This is a genomic window from Kitasatospora sp. NPDC097643 (assembly GCF_040302625.1).
Taxonomy (GTDB): domain Bacteria; phylum Actinomycetota; class Actinomycetes; order Streptomycetales; family Streptomycetaceae; genus Kitasatospora.
Map to the genome: position 1 here is coordinate 22,923 of NZ_JBEOSA010000036.1, position 16,315 is coordinate 39,237.

The window sequence follows — 16,315 nt, forward strand, 5'->3', positions numbered from 1 at the left end:
GATGGCGGGCGGCCCCGGAGCCCTGGTCAGCTACGCAGACTCCACTGCTGGTTGCCCGCGCCCGAGCAGCCCCACAGCTGGATCCTCGTCCCGTTCGCCGTGCCCGTGCCGGTGGCGTCGACGCACAGGCCCGACTGCACTCCGGTGACGGTGCCGTCGGAGTTGATGTTCCACTGCTGGTTGGTCTGCCCGTTGCAGTCCCAGATCACGACGGCGGTGCCGTTGCCGGTCCCCTTGGCCGAGGCGTCCAGGCACTTGTTGCCGTAGACCATCAGCTGCTTGCTCGCCGTGTAGGTCCACCGCTGGTTGGTGCCGCCGTGACAGTCCCACAGTTGGGCCTGGGTGCCGTTGCTCGTGGAGGAGCCCGGGACGTCGAGGCAACGGCCCGACGCCTGGCCCACGATCTCCTGGCCGGTGCGCGGGGGGTTGGGGGTGCTGGAGCCGAACTGGCTGAAGAACTTCCACACTTCGCCGGACGTCCAGGTGCGCCAGCCGTCGCAGGTGCACCCGTCGATCGGACCGGGGTCGTGGCCCGCTCCGTCGAACGCGGCCCAGACGACCGGATACCCGGACTTGCACCCGGAGTAGGTGGTGACGACGTGCGTCAGGCTGCCGGAGGCCGGCTCGGGCGGGTTCTGCGGGGTGCAGCCGTTGTTCCTGACGAACTGGTCACGAAGTTGCCTCCCCGAGGAGATGGGCAGGACGTTGTCGCGGAGGCCGTGCAGCCCCAGGTAGGCGATCGGCTGCGTACCGCCGCTGCAACCGCTGAGGTTCGCCCCGGAGTAGACCGCGACCCCGCGGAAGACCGTCGCCCGGGTGCAGGCGAGCGCGTAGCTCATCCCGCCGCCGTAGCTGAAACCGGCGGCGAAGAGCTGCGTCGTGTCGACGCACAGGCCGGCTTCGAGCTGCCTGGTCATGTCGTCGACGAAGGTGACGTCCTGGCCGTTGGAGTTGGCCCAGCCGTTGTCGAAGCCCTGCGGTGCGACGAAGACGGTGCCGTTGTTGTCGGCGTCCGCCAGTCGCCTGAGCCCGTAGTAGGACCAGTTGTACCCGTCGGTGCCGCCGGAGTCGACGTCGTTGGCGGTGCCGCCCCGCCAGTGGAATCCGAAGATCAACCGGTAGGGACGGTTCTGGTCGTAGTTGGCGGGGACCCGCAGGATGTAGCTGCGGTTCTGGCCGCCGCTGGTGATCGTGTGGGTGCCGCTCGCCAGCGACGGCGCCGTGCCGCAGCCGCCGCTGGTCGCGGCGGCGGTGACCGGCGCGGTGGCCGCGACCGGAGCGGCGGTCGTGACCGGGGCGGCGGTCGCGCTGAGGCCGGTGCTCAGCGCCATGCTGATCGCAGCCACGACGACGACCATCGGGGCCAGCGCACGCGTGAATAAGGAACTGCGTTTCATGAGCTCTTCCTTCGCTGTGGGTGGACAGGAGTTCAGGGCGTCGGCCGGCGGATCTTCAGCAGGCGGGACCGCCGGCACTGTTAGCGTTAACAATCGCGCAAAGGCTTTCTCCTCCACAATGAGGTGGGACATTTGAAGGCGACGGCCGCAGCCTGCATCACTCCGTACGCGCAGTCAACCCTTCTCACAACGGCCCGGCACCGAGGTCGGCGGAGCACCCCGACCCCGTACGTCCATCGCTGGCGCGGCCGATGCCATTCGACGCGCTTTCGACAGTGATGCCATGAAAGAAATGTGTCTTCCTGCGCCGAGCCTTGCTGTGCAGACGCCCCGTCATTACCGTCCACAGCCAAGCGCTTCGACATTTCGCGCCTGCGTCCGGCAAAGCCCGGTGCTCAGAAGTCAGGGAACCCCGAACTCGCTTCCGAGCGACACCTCGCGGCGCCGGAGTCCACCACCAGCCCCGGGGGGGCCGGAAAACACGTCGCCGTCCTTGGAGGGACACATGAGATGGCAAACCGCTGAATCCATCAGCAGCAAGTCGGCCGGGTTCGGTCGGCTGGCCCTGATCGTCGCCGTGATCGCCGGGCTCCTGAGCTTCACGTCTCCGGCGCAGGCCCAGGTGTACTCCACCTGCGACCAGTGGGGTCAGTACACCCAGGGCAGCTGGACGATCTACAACGACATCTGGGGCCAGAACCACGGCCCGCAGTGCCTGACCGTCAACAGCATCAAGTCCTGGTACGTCGACGCCAACCACTCCGGCGGCGGGATCAAGTCCTACCCGAACACCGCGGTCCGGCCCCAGACGCCGCTGTCGCAGTTGAACTCGGCGGGCTTCTGGTACAACACGTCGTCGGCTCCCGTCGCCGGCAGTGACTGGTGGAACTGGACGAGCGACATCTGGTCGACCGGCAACCAGGACGAGATCATGGTCTTCACCAGCTGGTCCGGGACGGCAGGCGGCTGGGGAACGAGGATCGCGTCCAACGTGACCATCGGCGGCGTCCTGTACGCGTCGGTCTGGCAGGCCAATCCCGGCTGGAACGTCCTACAGCTCATCCCCGCCCAGCAGAGCAACACCGGCACCATCGACGCCTCGACGGTCTGGCGATGGGCCGCGTCGCAGAACCTCCTGCGCAACACCACCTTCGACACGATGCAGTTCGGCATCGAGATCACCTCGACCAGCGGCGTGCAGAAGCGGTATTCGCTGAACGCCTACAGCGCCTGGTGGAACAACACCTCCGGCGGCGGATCAACCATCTAGCCGCCATACGCGCGACCCGACGGCGCACTCCATTCGTGCACGGAGTGGGACGCCGGAGCAATTCCCAAACGCATGTCTTGCCGCCGGGCCTCGAACGACGAATTCCGGCGGCAAGGTATCGCCACGGCAGCCGATCGGTATCGAGCCCGGCACGGATCAGTCCCTATCGGGATACTCAGCCCCAGGAGCGATCCGGGGGCCGGTGCACGCTTCGTTCACTGCAGGATGTTGATCGCGCGGGCGATCACCAGGGCGGCCACGATGAGGGAGGCCGCAGCCTCCACCATCATCAGCAGCTTGGCCCATCTCTTGATCGCGGAGACGTCGGCGGGGCTGAACGCGGTGGCGGTCCAGAAGGCCAGCGACAGGTAGTCAGCGAACGTCGGCACCCAGTCGGCCGGCGCGTAGGCCGAGTGCTGCATCTCGGGGAACACGAAGCTCGGGCTCGGCTGGAGCAGGTGGGCGCGGGCGGCTGCACCGCCGCGGTCGAGGTCCCAGTACCACAGCGCGAAGGCGATCACGTTCGTGGCCCAGGTCACTCCCCCGGTGGCCAGCAGGCCGGTGGCGTTGTCGGCGAACAGCTTGTTGTCGGTCAGGATGTCCACCACCAGGTGGACACCCGCATAGAGGTTGGCCGCGGTGATGAAGCCGATCATGACGTCGGTGACCACCCTGAGCCACCGCTTCTGCCGATCGATCCGCCCCGGGTCACCGAGGACCAGTGCCCCCAGCAGGGTGAGCATGACCACGGGAACCATCCATGCGGGGTCCAGCCGATACGAGGCGGGCAGCGCCAGGTGGAGCATCGCGGCCGTCGCGACCGCCAGTGCCACCGGCCACCAGTGCTCGCCGCGCGCGGCGGCCTGATCGAGTGTCGCCGACGGTGAATCGGCCGGCCCAGGGCTTGATCCCATGCCTCATTGTGACGACGTCGGCCGCGTGGGCCTCGGACGGCACACCAGTGCGGGCGGGTGGCCCCGGTGATCCTCACGGTCCTGCGGTCCTCTGCGAGCTGTTGCGCCATCTGGCGGGCGAGCCGCTTGAGCACGTCGTGTCACCGCGCGGCCCCTGACCCCGGGTGCTTGCCTGTGGGGATGAGTCAGCTCGACCTCGCCCGCCTACAGTTCGCGATGACGTCGATCTACCACTTCCTGTTCGTCCCGGTGACGATCGGCCTCGCGTTCCTGACCGCCCTGTTGCAGACCGCCTGGCACCGCACCGACCGACCGGACTACCTGCGGCTGACCCGCTTCTTCGGGACGCTCCTGGTGATCAACATCGCCGTCGGAGTGGTGACCGGCCTGGTCCAGGAGTTCCAGTTCGGCATGGACTGGTCGGGCTACTCGCGCACGGTCGGGGACGTCTTCGGCGCGCCTCTCGCGATGGAGGGGCTCGCGGCGTTCTTCCTCGAGTCGACGTTCCTCGGGCTGTGGATCTTCGGCTGGGAGAAGCTGCCGAAGCGGGTGCATCTGGCGACGGTCTGGGCGGTGGCGGCCGGGAGCGCGCTGTCGGCGGCGTTCATCATGGCGGCCAACTCCTGGATGCAGCACCCGGTCGGCTACACGATCGACCCGGACACCGGCCGGCCGCAGCTGAGCGACGTCTGGGCACTGTTCACCAACCCCGTGTTCCTACGCGGCTATCTGCACGCCCTGCTGGCCTCGCTGGTCACCGGAGCCATGGTCATGCTCGCGGTCTCGGCCTGGCAGCTCCGCAAGGGGGCCGACCCGGAGGCGTTCCGGCCGTCAGCCCGGCTGGCCCTGATCGTGCTGACGCCGGCGCTCCTGTTCGCCATGCTGGTCGGCAGCGAACTGGGCGTCACCGAGGGCAAGTACCAGCCGATGAAGATCGCCGCGGCCGAGGCGCAGTGGGACACCTGCCAGCCGTGCTCGTTCTCGGTCTTCCAGATCGGCGGCGGGAACAACGACGAGGACCCGACGAAGTACATCGCCATCCCGCACCTGCTCTCGCTGCTGGCCACCAACAGCTGGAACGGCCAGGTGATCGGGCTCAACGCCGTCCAGAGCCAGTACCAGCAACAGTACGGTCCGGGCGACTACGTGCCCAACGTCTTCGTCCAGTACTGGTCCATGCGCGTCATGGCCTACCTCGCCACGCTGGCCCTCCTGGTCGGCCTCTGGGGGCTGTGGCTGCTCAGACGCGGACGGCTGGCGTCGTCCCGCCGGTTCCTGCGGGCGGCCCAGTGGGCGGTCGTGCTGCCGTTCCTCATGAACACCGCGGGCTGGCTGCTCACCGAGAGCGGCCGGCAGCCGTGGATCGTGCAGGGCGTCCAGCTCACCCGGAACGCCGTGTCCCCGTCCGTCGACACGACCGACGTCGCGATCAGCCTCCTGGTCTTCTTCCTGCTCTACGCCACGCTGGCAGTCGTCGCCGGCACGTTGATGATCCGTCACTCCCGCACGGCGGCCCCCGCGGCTCCGAGCGAGGACCAGCCCGTCCCCGCCGTGACCTACTGAGGTCCCGAATCATCCCGAGGTCGCGATGGACGCACTCGCCGTCTTCTGGTTCATCCTCGTCGCCACGCTGTGGACGGGCTTCTTCGTCCTGGAGGGCTTCGACCTCGGCGTCGGCATGCTGCACGCCGTGCTGACTCGGGACGAGGCCGGGCGCCGAGCCGCGATCAACACGATCGGACCGCTCTGGGACGGCAACGAGGTGTGGCTGATCACCGCCGGGGCGGCGATGTTCGCGGCCTTCCCCGGCTGGTACGCAACCATGTTCTCCGCCTTCTACCTGGCCCTGGTCCTGCTGCTGGTCGGGCTGATCGTCCGCGGGGTCTCCTTCGAGTTCCGGGGCAAGGTCGACAGCGTGCGCTGGCGCCGCACCTGGGACGTGCTGCTGACCGTCGGCAGCCTGATCGTGCCGCTGGTGATCGGCATCGCCCTGGGCGGCCTGCTGCACGGCCTGCCGATCGGGGCCGACCAGGAGTACACCGGGTCGTTCTCCGACCTGTTCACGGGCTACGGGGTCTTCACCGGGATCACCCTCGTCGCCCTGTGCATCCTGCACGGGTCGACGTTCATCGCGCTGAAGACCACCGGCGGCCTTCGCCGCCGGGCCGGCCTGCTGGCCCGCCGGGCCGCCCCCGCCGTCGGCCTGGTGGTGCTCGCCTTCGTCATCTGGACGCACTCCACCGCCGGCCGGGGCGTCCTGATCAACCTCTCCGAACTCGCCGCGGTACTGGCCGTCTTCGCCGCCGCCTGGCTGATCGGCACCGGGCACGAGGGGTGGGCCTTCACCGCCACCACGGTCGCGATGGCCACCACCGTGGTCTCACTGTTCGTCGAGCTCTACCCCCGGGTCATGGTGTCGAGCACCGGCTCCGCGTTCGACCTGACCGTGCGGAACACCGCATCGGGTCACTACGCGCTGAAGGTGATGACCGTGGTGGTGGCCGTCCTGCTGCCGGTCGTCCTGGCCTACCAGGGCTGGACCTACCACGTGTTCCGGCTGCGGCTGACCACCGAGCACTTCCGGACGTCCGCGGAGTAGCTGCCGCAGGACGGCGACCGGCGGACCACGGCGTCCGGACGGCCAGGCCGCCCCGCACAGGCCACGCACCCCTCCAGGGGGCTCACGCCCCTACTCCACCGCCCGTACTCGGCCAGGCGGGCATGCAAGCGATCGCGTGTTTCGGACACGCTCAGCCCCGAAGCGGTCGGAGGACGCCGACTACGACGCTCCGCATACGGCTAGCGCGGTTCGTGCCAGGCCGCGCAGCCAGGCGTGAGCGTGGTCGGTGTCGTAGCGCTGATGCCACGACAGGTATATCGGTGCCGACGGCAGTTCGAGCGGGAGGGGGAGCACGACCAGGCCGAGGTCGGCGACTGCGGACCGCGTGGTGGCTTCGGGGACGGTGATCAGGAGATCGGAACCGCGTGCGAACTCCAGCGCGGCCGCTTCCGTGGGCGCGGTGCCCACCAGGCGGCGGGTGAGGCCGAGCCGCGCGAGGGCGTCGTCGAGGGCGTTGCTGAGGTTTCCGCGTCGCGAGGCGGTGACGTGCTCAGCGGCGGCGTACCGCTCTGCGGTGACGGTCCTGACGCGGGTGAGGGGGTGCCCGTGCCTCACGACGATGACGAGGCGGGTCTCACCCACCTTCTCGGCACGGATGTCCGGTGCGCTCGGACGGTTGGCGTTCGCCTCCAGGTCGACCTCTCCGCGCCGCAACTCGGGGGTGTCGACGCTCGATTCCGCGACGAAGCGCAATCGCACGCCCGGCGCCTGTCCGCGCACGGCCGCGAGCAGCGCGGGGCCGCTGAGGGCGACCAGGGAATCGTGCCAGCGGAGTGTGAAGGTGCGCTCCAGCGTTGCCAGATCGAGTTCACGGCTCGGTGCAAGCACCCCCCGGACCTGGTGCAGCAGCTCGTGCACCTGCTCCCGGACGGCGATCGCATACGGCGTCGGGGTCATCGTGCGGCCGGTGCGCACCAGGATCTGATCCCCGGTCGTGCGCCGGATCCGGCCCAGACTCCGGCTCATCGCGGGGGCCGTGACATGCAGGCGCGCGGCCGCCCCGGCCACACTGCCCTCCTCCAGCAGCGCGTCCAGCGCGGCGAGCAGGTTCAAATCCAATTGCATACGAGTAATCCTAGCCATGCTTGACATGCACTTGAAGTTAATTACGGGGCTATCTACCGTTGAGGCGAAAGCGCAAGAAGTAAAGCGCAGTTCGGCCCTCGACCGGCCTCATCCCCCTCCTCAGACGGGAGTACCACCATGTCCGAAACGCTTCAGACCACTGACGTCGCCGCCTTGGACGCCGACCTGCTCGACCGGACCGCGAACGCCGTGCGCGAGGCGGGTTCGGCGCTGCGCGAGCGCTTCGGCGAAGTGGTCCGCTACCGGAACCGCGAAGAGCTGATGCGCGCGCTGGCCGCCAACGACGAGATGGCCCTCGACATCCTGCGCCCCCGCCTCACGAGCCTGCGCCCGGACGCCGGCTGGGTGGAGGACGAACTGGACGGCGGGGCACTGCCGCCCGGCGAATGGTGGGTCGTGGATCCGGCCGAAGGCAACGTCAACCACCTGCACGCCCTGCCCGAATGGGCGGTGACCGCCACCCTCGTGCGCGACAACCAGCCGGTGCTCACCGTGGTCCACTTGCCGTTGACCGGCGAGACCTACACCGCGCTCACCGGCGCGGGCGCCCACCTCGACGGCCGGCCGCTCAACGTCTCCCCCACTGCGGACCTCGGCCTGAGCATCGTGGCCACCAGCCAGGCCCGGCCCGACGAGGACGAGAAGGTCGTGCGACGCGTCGGCTCCTCGATCACCGCGATGCTCTTCGACGCGCTCGTCGTCCGCACCGCCGTGCCCGCGACCCTGCACCTGGTGAACGTGGCCGCCGGCCGGATCGACGCCTTCTGGCAGTTCGCCGGCGCCCGCGCGGACCTGCTCCCCGGAGCACTGCTCGTCACCGAAGCCGGCGGACGGATCTCCGACGCCCAGGGCCGCCCCTGGACCCCCCAGAGCGGAAGCTTCCTGGCCGCCGCACCCGGCGTCCACGCCGAAGCCGTCGCCACCCTCTCCCGCTGACCGCACCACAACCCGCACCCATGGAAGGACACCATCACCATGACCACGATCGCCGTTCTCGGAAACGGCCGCGTCGGCGGCAACCTGGCCACAGCCCTCACCCGGGCAGGGCATGAGGTGACCGTGGCGGACCGCACGCCGGGCGCCGCCGCCGATGCCGCTCGCACAGCCCGGATCGTCATCAACGCCACCCCGGGCAACGGCTCACTGGACCGGCTCGTCGCCCTGCGCGAGGAACTGCGCGGCAAGATCCTCGTCGACGTCTCCAACGCCACCGTCGACGGACCGGACGGACTGCCCGCCGATCTGATCTACCCCGGCTCGAGCCTCGCCGAGCAGCTCCAGGAAGGGCTCCCCGAAACGCGCGTCGTCAAGACCCTCAACACCATGCTCTTCCCGGTGATGACCGCACCGGCCGCGCTCCCCCAGACACCGACCGCGTTCCTCTCCGGTGAGGACCCGCAGGCCAAGCAGACCGTCCGCGAACTGCTCACCGACCTCGGCTGGCACAAGGAGTGGATCACCGACCTCGGCGGGATCCAGACTGCCCGCGCCACAGAGGCCGCGGTCCTCTTCGTCCCGCACGTCATCCGATCCACCGGATTCACACCCTTCGCGGTCTCGATCGCCCGCTGACTGTCGAGCCGCGCCGGCTGGACACTGCTCGTCGGCCAACGGTCCAGCCGGCTCGCTCCGGCTGGACCGGCCGGTACCCGCGTGCAGGTGCACACCGGCGTTTGCCGGGTCGGGCGCTCCCCTTTCACCTCCGAACAGGTGAGTCGAGCACCGCCGCGCGTCCGGCGATCGGGCCGAGGACTCCCTGTCGGGGCATCGTCAAGGTCCAGGTGGTGTCCTCGGTCAGGTCCAGGTGGTGTCTTCGGCCAGAACCGCTTCCAGCGCGGGCACCTTCAGCTCGTCCAGGGCGTGGGCGTAGTGCGCCACCGCCTGCTGGGGTCAGGCGATCACGAGACCACCGTCAGCACGATCTTGCCTTGGATGTGGCCCTGCGCGGCTCGCGTGTGTGCGCTGCCCGCCTCGGGCAGCGGGTAGGTGCTGTCCACCCCGACCTGGAGCTTGCCCTCGTCGAACAAGCGCCCGATCTCTGCGAGCTGGGGGCCGTTGGAACGCACCTGAATGGTCGAGACCGTGATGCCCAGACTCGCCGTCTCTTCCGGATCGTACTGGGCGAAGAACACCGGAAGCATGGTGCCGCCGCGCTTGAGCACGGTCAGGAAGCGTGAGCTGTCCGGGCCACCGACGGCGTCGATCACCAGGTCGACACCGCTGACCACGTCCGCCGCCTGCGTCCTGGTGTAGTCGATGAACTCATCGGCGCCGAGCTTGCGCAGGAACTGCTCGTGCCGCCCGGAGGCCACCGCGATGACGTGCGCCCCCTTCCATTTCGCCAGCTGCACCGCGAAGTGACCCACTCCACCGGCAGCCCCGTTGACCAGCACGGTCATCCCTGGCGTGATCGGCACCGGCCGGTGCACCTGACCGGTGAAAACTGACGGCACGTCATGGCCGAGATCCACCAGGTACTGCCAGGCCGTAAGCACGGCCATCGGTGCCCCGGCCGCCTGCACGTGGTCGATACCGGCCGGCTTGTGAGCCAGGTCCGAAGCCGGTGCGGCCACGTACTCGGCGTAGGTCCGGCCGTCGAATCCGGGGAACCGCAGCATGCCGAAGACCTCGTCACCGACGGCGAACCCCGACACGTCCGGAGCGACCGCCTGGACCACGCCCGACATGTCCGTTCCGGGGACCAGAGGGAACTCCAGGGCCGGCCTCATCTCGGCCGGCATGACCTTCATCCCCTCACGCAGGTACCAGTCCGGCGGGTTGATACCCGCCGCGTGCACCCGGACGAGCACTTCGCCCGGGCCGATCTCGGGAACCGGCACCTCGTCGTACTGCAGAACCTCCGGCCCGCCCGCTTCGTGGAACTGGATCGCCTTCATCACGTCTGTCGCCTTCCTGGGGAAACGTTGCTCCTTGAGTCAAGGCCCACCGCGGCATCGCCGTCCAAGACCGATCCGGCAACCTGCTCATTCCGAAACGGCATGACGCGTACGCTGCAAGGGTGAACGATCTCGGACAGGACCTGGAACTGCGGTTGGTGCGCTACTTCACCGTGGTCGCGGCGCACCAGCACTTCGGCCGGGCCGCCGCCGACCTGCACGTGGCCCAGCCTGCGCTGAGCCGCCAGATCCAACGGCTCGAAAAGCATCTCGGCACACGACTGCTGGATCGCGTACCCCAGGGCGCCCGGCTCACTCCGGCAGGCCAGAGGTTCCTCCCCCGGGCCCAAGCCCTGCTCCAGGCCGCCCGCCAGGCCGAACTGACCGTGCGCGAACAAGCCGAGATCGAACGAATCACCATCGGCTACGTCGAAGACCTGGTGATCACTGCCGCCGTGGGGGAACTGCGCCGCCGTCACCCGGACGCCGAGATCACCACCCGGTACCTGAGCTGCCGCGACGTCGGGGCGCTGTCCGACAAGCGCGTCGACGCCCTGATCGCGCGGGCCCCGCTGCCGCTCGCCGCCGACGACGTCCTCACCACCCCTCTGTACGAGGAGCCCCGGATGCTCGTGGTCCCACGCGGCCATCCCTTGGCCGACCGCCCGTCGGTGACCGCGGAAGAACTTGCCGGCGAGGAGGCGGCGCCGTGCCCGTTCGAGACCGCGGACTGGACTTCCTACCGGATCCTCGGGGCCGGCGTGCCGCCGATCGAGAGCTACGAGGACAAGCTCGAACTCGTCGCGAGTGGCAGGGCGATCGCCGTGCTACCGGTCGGCGATCGGCGTAGCTCACTGCGCCCCGACCTCGTCACCGTCCCGATCGAGGGCGCTCCTTCCAGCCAGGTCGTCCTGGTCAGCCGCAAGGGCGACCCGAATCCGATGATCAGGAATCTCCGGCAGGTGGCCAGGGCCGTCCTGACCGGCCTTGCAGCCTGACCGGGCTCACCTTCTCCTCCAGCGCGAGGGGCCGGGAGGTGCGCATCCTGCGCAAGGACCTGGCCACCTGGTGCCGTGGACACCGTCGCTGGAGCAGACCGTCGCCGAGATCGCCCAGGACGACCCGCACTGGGACTTCACGGTGTTCCAGCCCAGGGCCGATGGCATGGTCACCGCCGAGGTGGCGCTACGGTATGGCCCGCCTGGTCGAAGAGGGCCCGGAGAACGGGTCGGTTACCAGGGCAGCGGGCCCTCGGCGTCGGTGTAGGTGCCGGTGGGACCGTCCGGGGTGAGGCTGGCCATGCGGACGATGATCTCGGCACCCTGTTCCACGGTCTGGATGCCGGTGTTGCCGTTGAGGTCCGTCTTGGTGAAGCCGGGCTCGACGGCGTTGATGCGCATGTTCGGGAACGCCTTGGCGTACTGCACGGTGACCATGTTGACGGCGGCCTTGGAGGCCGGGTAGGCGACGCCGGGGTACGCGTAGGTGGGGGTGTCGGCGGTGGTGACGCGGGTGAGCGAGGCCAGGCCGCTGCTGAGGTTGACGACGACGGGGGCGGCGGAGCGCTGCAGCAGCGGGAGGAACGCGTGGGTGACGCGTACCGTGCCGAAGACGTTGGTTTCGAACGTGCTCCGCATCAGGTCGGCGGTGACGTCCGCGGCACCGATGATGCCGTTGTCCTCGGCCCGCTCCTCCACGCCGGCGTTGTTGACCAGCACGTCAAGGCCGCCGTCGGCCTCGACGGTCTTGACCGCTGCGGCGACCGAGGCGTCGTCGGTGACGTCGATGACGACCAGCCGCGCGCCCAACTGCTCGGCGGCGCGACGCCCACGCTCGGGGTCCCGGCTGCCGATGTACACGGTGTGGCCTGCGGCGATGAGTTGACGGGCGGTCTCGAAGCCGAGCCCCTTGTTCGCTCCGGTGATCAGTGTTGTGGTCATGCCTCCACGATGCTGCGCGGCGATGCCGTCAGCCAGGCGTCCGGTGTTCCTGGGACTGCCAGTACCAGGCACCCGCGGGTGGGGCGGTGCACAGTGGTGGCATGGCGACCACGGAGTTCGGGCAGACGGTGCGGCGCTGGCGTGACCGGGTCCCGCCGGAGGCGGCCGGCCTGCCGGTGGGCGGCCATCGGCGCGCGGCCGGACTGCGCCGGGAGGAGCTGGCGCTGCTGGCCGGGATCTCGGTCGACTACGTCACCCGCCTCGAACAGGGCCGGGCGACCAACCCGTCGGAGCAGGTCGTCGAGGCGCTGGGGCGGGCGCTGCGGCTGAACGCGCAGGAGCGTGAGCACCTGTTCCGGGTCGCCGGGCTGGTAGCGCCGGGAATCGGCACGGTGCCCGCCTACATCACGCCCAGCGTGCATCGGATGCTGGACCGGCTGACCGGCACACCCGTCGCGGTCTCCGACGCGGCGTGGACGCTGCTGCTGGCCAATCCGCTCTACACCGCGCTGATGGGTGAACGGCACGGCAAGGAGCGCAACGGGGCGTGGCGGAACTTCCTCGGCTCGGGCAGCCGGGTCCGCCACACGCCGGAGTCCCGGCGGGCGTTGGAGACCGCGGTCGTCTCCGACCTGCGGGCGACGGCGAGCCGCTACCCGGCGGATCTGCGGCTGCGGCGTCTGATCGCTGATCTGCGCGGCAACAGCGAGCGGTTCGCCAAGCTGTGGGACTCCGGCGCGGTGGGACACCAGGAGGCCTCGCGCAAGACCATCGACCACCCGCAGGTGGGATCGCTGACGCTGGACTGCGACGTGCTCAGCGTCGCGGGCAGCGATCTGCGGATCATGGTCTACACGGCCGAACCCGGCACCGAGGACGCCGAACGGCTGGCGCTGCTGGCGGTGATCGGCACGCAGGCACTGGTGGAAGTCGCCGGCGAGGGCGTCGGGTGAAACCGCCGCAGCGGGTCGGCTCAGCTGTCGAGCTCGGCGACGCGGCAGGTGCGGCGGGTGCGGCGGGCGAAGTAGCCCTTGCCCTCGATGACCAGCGGGTTCCCGTCCTTGTCGAAGCCACAGGCAGTAGTGCGCGCGGTACGAGGCGCGACCATGTCGGCGCCGGGCACCGAGCGGCAGCCCTCGGCGTCGTCGATCAGGCGGCGGGTCGCCGGGTCGGGCTGGTCCAGGACTGGGTTGGCGATGTGCCCGACATGGCGGACGCCGTCCTCGTCCAGGTAGTCGAGGACGAACAGCCGCAGGTCGACGTCGACCTGGTTGGCGGCCGGTCCCGCGCCCTCGGCGACATGCATGGTGCGCCTCGAAGTCGACGTGGACCAGGCCGAAGCGCTGGTGGTAGCCCTCAGCCCGTCGAACGCCCTGTCATCGTATTCGCCTAGCCGGCGTCAGTCGGCCAGGATCACCACGCCGAGCGCTCTGAGCTGTTCGACGACCGGGTCGCGGGGGTCGGCGTCGGTGATCAGTCCACTCACCTTCTCCCAGGGCAGGACGCGGAACTGCGATGCCGTACCGATCTTCTCGGAGGAGGCGAGGATGTAGGTGTCCGCGGCCCGTGCGGCCAGGGCGCGTTTCATCGCAGCCTCCTCGACGTCCGCGGTGGTCAGTCCTGCCTCGGGGTGCACGCCGGTGACGCCCAGCAGGCAGAGGTCGGCGGAGATGTTCTGCGCGGCCTCGACCGCGGCGGCACCGCAGGCGACCGCCGAGTGCTTGAAGATGCGGCCGCCGAGCAGGAAGAGCTCTGCCCGCGGATGGTCGAGCAGGGCCGCGGCAATCGTCGGGCTGTGGGTGATCACGGTGCAGGCGAGGTCGTGCGGGAGCGCGTGGGCGACGGCAAGAGCGGTAGTGCCGCCGTCGAGGATCAGCGTGCCGCCCGGCCGCACCAGCCCGGCGGCCACCGAGGCAACCTTCCGCTTGCCGTCCGGGGCCACGGTCTGCCGGGCGGCGTAGTCCACCACCGCCGGCGAAGCCGGCAGCGCGCCGCCGTAGACCCGCTGGCAAAGTCCCTCGGCCGCGAGATCGCGCAGGTCGCGCCGCACGCTGTCCTCGGAGATCCCCAGTTGGGCAGCGACGTCCTTGGCGACGATCTTGCCCTCGCGGGCGAGCAGACCGAGCAGGTGGTCACGCCGTTCAGCAGCCAGCATCCACATTCCCTCCTGTTCTTGCACGTTTCTGCATGTATGGTAACGCCTGTGACCGACAAGCCCATGCTCATCCTGATAGCCGGGCCCTACCGCTCCGGTACCGACGGCGACCCGCAGGCCATGGCCGCCAACCTCGCGCGGCTCGAAACGGCTGCCTGGCCGGTGTTCGCCGCCGGCCACCTCCCCGTGATCGGGGAATGGATAGCCCTGCCCGTCCTGCGCTCCGCCGACGCCGGCCCCACCGACCCACTCGCCGACCAGGTGCTCTACCCCACTGCCGACCGCCTGCTCGCCCGTTGCGACGCCGTACTGCGCCTGCCCGGCGACTCCGCCGGAGCTGACCAGGACGTCGCCACCGCCCGCCGCCGCGGCTTGCCCGTCTACCACGACGTGGCCGAGATCCCCCACCGCACACCGCGGGAGACCGTATGACGAGCCGGCCCGGCATCGACACCCCCGACCATCGCGGCCGTATCGGCCTCGACCAGGCCGGACGGAGCCTGGATCGCAACCCCGACGTCGTGATCCGCGACGTCGAGCTCACCTCGCAGGGCTGGCACGTGCTGCGGCGCACCACCTTCGATTACCGCCGCCGCGACGGACGCTGGGAGACCCAGCAACGCGAGACATACGACCGCGACAACGGCGCCGTCGTCCTGCCCTACGACACCGCGCGCGCATGCGTCCTGCTCGTCCGCCAGTTCCGCTACCCGGCCTACGTCAACGACCACCCCGACGGCATGCTCATCGAGGCGGCCGCAGGGCTGCTCGACGCGGAGGACCCGCCCGCCGCCGTCCGACGCGAGGCCGCCGAAGAACTCGGCGTCACCCTCGGCCCGCTCACCCACATCCTCGACGCCTACATGAGTCCCGGCTCCGTGACCGAACGCCTTCACTTCTATGCCGCCCCCTACACCCCGGCCGACCGGACCGGGGCCGGCGGCGGACTCGAGGAGGACGGCGAGGACATCGAGGTCCTCGAACTGCCCTTCGCCGAGGCCCTCGCCATGACTCGCAACGGACGCATCACCGACGGGAAGACCATCCTGCTCCTGCAATGGGCAGCCCTGGACGGACCCTTCGCCCCCGCAGCGGCCGACCGGAAGGTCAACCCCCTTCCGGCTCACCCCCCGTGCCGCGCGCGGTGATCGGTGATCGGTGATCCGGCATCCCACTCATGTGTGTTCGCAGGAGCGCCGGGCACCCCTGTCGATCCGGTCGGAGAGTCAGTCCCCTTCGGCTTCGAAGGTGCGCAGCAGGTCGGCAGCGACGCTCACGGCAATCGTCGCGGGTTCCTTACCGGTGATGTCGGCCAGCCCGATCGGGGTCTTGATCCGATCGATGGTGGCCTCGTCGTGACCGCCCTCGGTGGCGAGGCGTTTGCGGAACCGCACCCACTTGGTCGCCGACCCGATCAGCCCGATGGAGCCGAGATGGGTTGTGCGCAAGGCGGCGTCGCACAGAGCGGCGTCCTCGGCGTGATCATGGGTCATGATCAGGATGTGGGTGCCACGCGGCAACCGCGCCAGCACCTCCTCGGGCAGCAGTGGCGTGTGATGCACGTGCACCTGCGCGACCGCGTCTGCCAGCACGCCGAGCCGCTCCTCGGTGAGGATGTCTGAGCGGGTGTCGATCAGATGGAGGTCGAGGTCCTGGCGTGCCAGGATGCGCGCCAGTTCCAGCCCGACGTGCCCGACGCCGAAGATCGCCACCGCCCGTACCGTCGGCAGCGGTTCGAGCAGCACCGAGACCGTGCCGCCGCAGCACTGCACGCCATGCCTGTTGGTCACCTTGTCATTCAGGGTGAAGTCGATCAGCTCCGGCTCCGGCTTGGACGTGGCGATCATCTCCCGGGCTCGATCGATCGCGACGGCCTCGACATTGCCGCCACCGATCGAGCCCCACGTCTCGGTCTCCCCCACAACGAGCTTCGCACCGGCGTCGCGCGGGGCATGGCCGCGCACGGTCGCGACGGTCACCAGCACGCCGGACTGCCGGCGTGCTCGCAACCGTGCGACCGCGGCGACCCACGTCAT

Annotated in this window: 16 protein-coding genes and 1 pseudogene; 9 read left to right on the forward strand and 8 right to left on the reverse strand. The window is 69.6% G+C overall.

What is annotated here, in order from left to right; translation table 11 throughout:
* Positions 1-26: 26 nt before the first annotated feature.
* Complete coding sequence (locus ABTY15_RS22850) at positions 27-1,358, reverse strand: ricin-type beta-trefoil lectin domain protein (RefSeq protein ID WP_502893567.1); 1,332 nt, start codon at positions 1,356-1,358, stop codon at positions 27-29.
* 544 nt (positions 1,359-1,902) lie between these two features.
* On the opposite strand from ABTY15_RS22850, the gene ABTY15_RS22855 reads away from it, so the two are divergent.
* On the forward strand, positions 1,903-2,667 hold the full coding sequence (locus ABTY15_RS22855; protein WP_350597118.1) for a glycoside hydrolase family 12 protein: 765 nt from the start codon (positions 1,903-1,905) through the stop codon (positions 2,665-2,667).
* Positions 2,668-2,882: 215 nt separating this feature from the next.
* Here ABTY15_RS22855 and ABTY15_RS22860 read toward each other — a convergent pair whose 3' ends face one another.
* Positions 2,883-3,581: a hypothetical protein gene (locus ABTY15_RS22860; RefSeq protein WP_350597121.1), complete on the reverse strand. Its 699-nt coding sequence runs from the start codon at positions 3,579-3,581 to the stop codon at positions 2,883-2,885.
* Between the two features lie 180 nt (positions 3,582-3,761).
* On the opposite strand from ABTY15_RS22860, the gene ABTY15_RS22865 reads away from it, so the two are divergent.
* A complete protein-coding gene (locus ABTY15_RS22865) occupies positions 3,762-5,144 on the forward strand; it encodes a cytochrome ubiquinol oxidase subunit I (protein WP_350597126.1) in 1,383 nt (460 codons plus the stop codon).
* A 25-nt stretch (positions 5,145-5,169) separates the two neighbouring features.
* The gene (gene cydB / locus ABTY15_RS22870; protein WP_350597131.1) at positions 5,170-6,180 is read left to right on the forward strand and encodes a cytochrome d ubiquinol oxidase subunit II; all 1,011 of its coding nucleotides are present in this window, start codon (positions 5,170-5,172) and stop codon (positions 6,178-6,180) included.
* Between the two features lie 180 nt (positions 6,181-6,360).
* On the opposite strand, the gene ABTY15_RS22875 is transcribed toward cydB, so the two are convergent.
* Positions 6,361-7,266 carry a LysR family transcriptional regulator gene (locus ABTY15_RS22875; protein WP_350597136.1) on the reverse strand — a complete coding sequence of 302 codons (906 nt, stop codon included), beginning with the start codon at positions 7,264-7,266 and terminating at the stop codon, positions 6,361-6,363.
* A 138-nt stretch (positions 7,267-7,404) separates the two neighbouring features.
* On the opposite strand from ABTY15_RS22875, the gene ABTY15_RS22880 reads away from it, so the two are divergent.
* Together ABTY15_RS22880 and ABTY15_RS22885 are read left to right on the forward strand one after the other, a co-directional pair.
* The gene (locus ABTY15_RS22880) at positions 7,405-8,223 is read left to right on the forward strand and encodes an inositol monophosphatase family protein (RefSeq protein WP_350597138.1); all 819 of its coding nucleotides are present in this window, start codon (positions 7,405-7,407) and stop codon (positions 8,221-8,223) included.
* 39 nt (positions 8,224-8,262) lie between these two features.
* Complete coding sequence (locus ABTY15_RS22885) at positions 8,263-8,859, forward strand: NADPH-dependent F420 reductase (protein ID WP_350597141.1); 597 nt, start codon at positions 8,263-8,265, stop codon at positions 8,857-8,859.
* 326 nt (positions 8,860-9,185) lie between these two features.
* Here ABTY15_RS22885 and ABTY15_RS22890 read toward each other — a convergent pair whose 3' ends face one another.
* Complete coding sequence (locus ABTY15_RS22890; RefSeq protein WP_350597270.1) at positions 9,186-10,184, reverse strand: NADP-dependent oxidoreductase; 999 nt, start codon at positions 10,182-10,184, stop codon at positions 9,186-9,188.
* Between the two features lie 122 nt (positions 10,185-10,306).
* Between ABTY15_RS22890 and ABTY15_RS22895 the strand changes: the two genes are divergently transcribed.
* Positions 10,307-11,182 (forward strand): LysR family transcriptional regulator, encoded by an 876-nt coding sequence (locus ABTY15_RS22895; protein ID WP_350597144.1) that lies wholly within the window; start codon positions 10,307-10,309, stop codon positions 11,180-11,182.
* A gap of 234 nt (positions 11,183-11,416) precedes the next feature.
* Here ABTY15_RS22895 and ABTY15_RS22900 read toward each other — a convergent pair whose 3' ends face one another.
* The gene (locus ABTY15_RS22900) at positions 11,417-12,124 is read right to left on the reverse strand and encodes an SDR family NAD(P)-dependent oxidoreductase (RefSeq protein ID WP_350597148.1); all 708 of its coding nucleotides are present in this window, start codon (positions 12,122-12,124) and stop codon (positions 11,417-11,419) included.
* 101 nt (positions 12,125-12,225) lie between these two features.
* Here ABTY15_RS22900 and ABTY15_RS22905 point away from each other — a divergent pair, with 101 nt between their 5' ends.
* Positions 12,226-13,077, forward strand: coding sequence for a helix-turn-helix transcriptional regulator (locus ABTY15_RS22905; protein WP_350597152.1), 852 nt, complete (start codon positions 12,226-12,228; stop codon positions 13,075-13,077).
* Positions 13,078-13,139: 62 nt separating this feature from the next.
* Here ABTY15_RS22905 and ABTY15_RS22910 read toward each other — a convergent pair.
* Positions 13,140-13,430, reverse strand: a pseudogene (locus ABTY15_RS22910) (peptide deformylase); the annotation flags it as partial.
* 93 nt (positions 13,431-13,523) lie between these two features.
* The gene (locus ABTY15_RS22915; RefSeq protein WP_350597157.1) at positions 13,524-14,279 is read right to left on the reverse strand and encodes a DeoR/GlpR family DNA-binding transcription regulator; all 756 of its coding nucleotides are present in this window, start codon (positions 14,277-14,279) and stop codon (positions 13,524-13,526) included.
* Positions 14,280-14,327: 48 nt separating this feature from the next.
* Between ABTY15_RS22915 and ABTY15_RS22920 the strand changes: the two genes are divergently transcribed.
* Together ABTY15_RS22920 and ABTY15_RS22925 are read left to right on the forward strand one after the other, a co-directional pair.
* The gene (locus ABTY15_RS22920) at positions 14,328-14,711 is read left to right on the forward strand and encodes a DUF4406 domain-containing protein (RefSeq protein WP_350597160.1); all 384 of its coding nucleotides are present in this window, start codon (positions 14,328-14,330) and stop codon (positions 14,709-14,711) included.
* Complete coding sequence (locus tag ABTY15_RS22925) at positions 14,708-15,427, forward strand: NUDIX domain-containing protein (protein WP_350597162.1); 720 nt, start codon at positions 14,708-14,710, stop codon at positions 15,425-15,427. Before ABTY15_RS22920 ends, ABTY15_RS22925 begins: the two co-directional genes overlap by 4 nt.
* A gap of 78 nt (positions 15,428-15,505) precedes the next feature.
* On the opposite strand, the gene xdhC is transcribed toward ABTY15_RS22925, so the two are convergent.
* Positions 15,506-16,315 carry a xanthine dehydrogenase accessory protein XdhC gene (gene xdhC / locus ABTY15_RS22930; protein ID WP_350597165.1) on the reverse strand — a complete coding sequence of 270 codons (810 nt, stop codon included), beginning with the start codon at positions 16,313-16,315 and terminating at the stop codon, positions 15,506-15,508.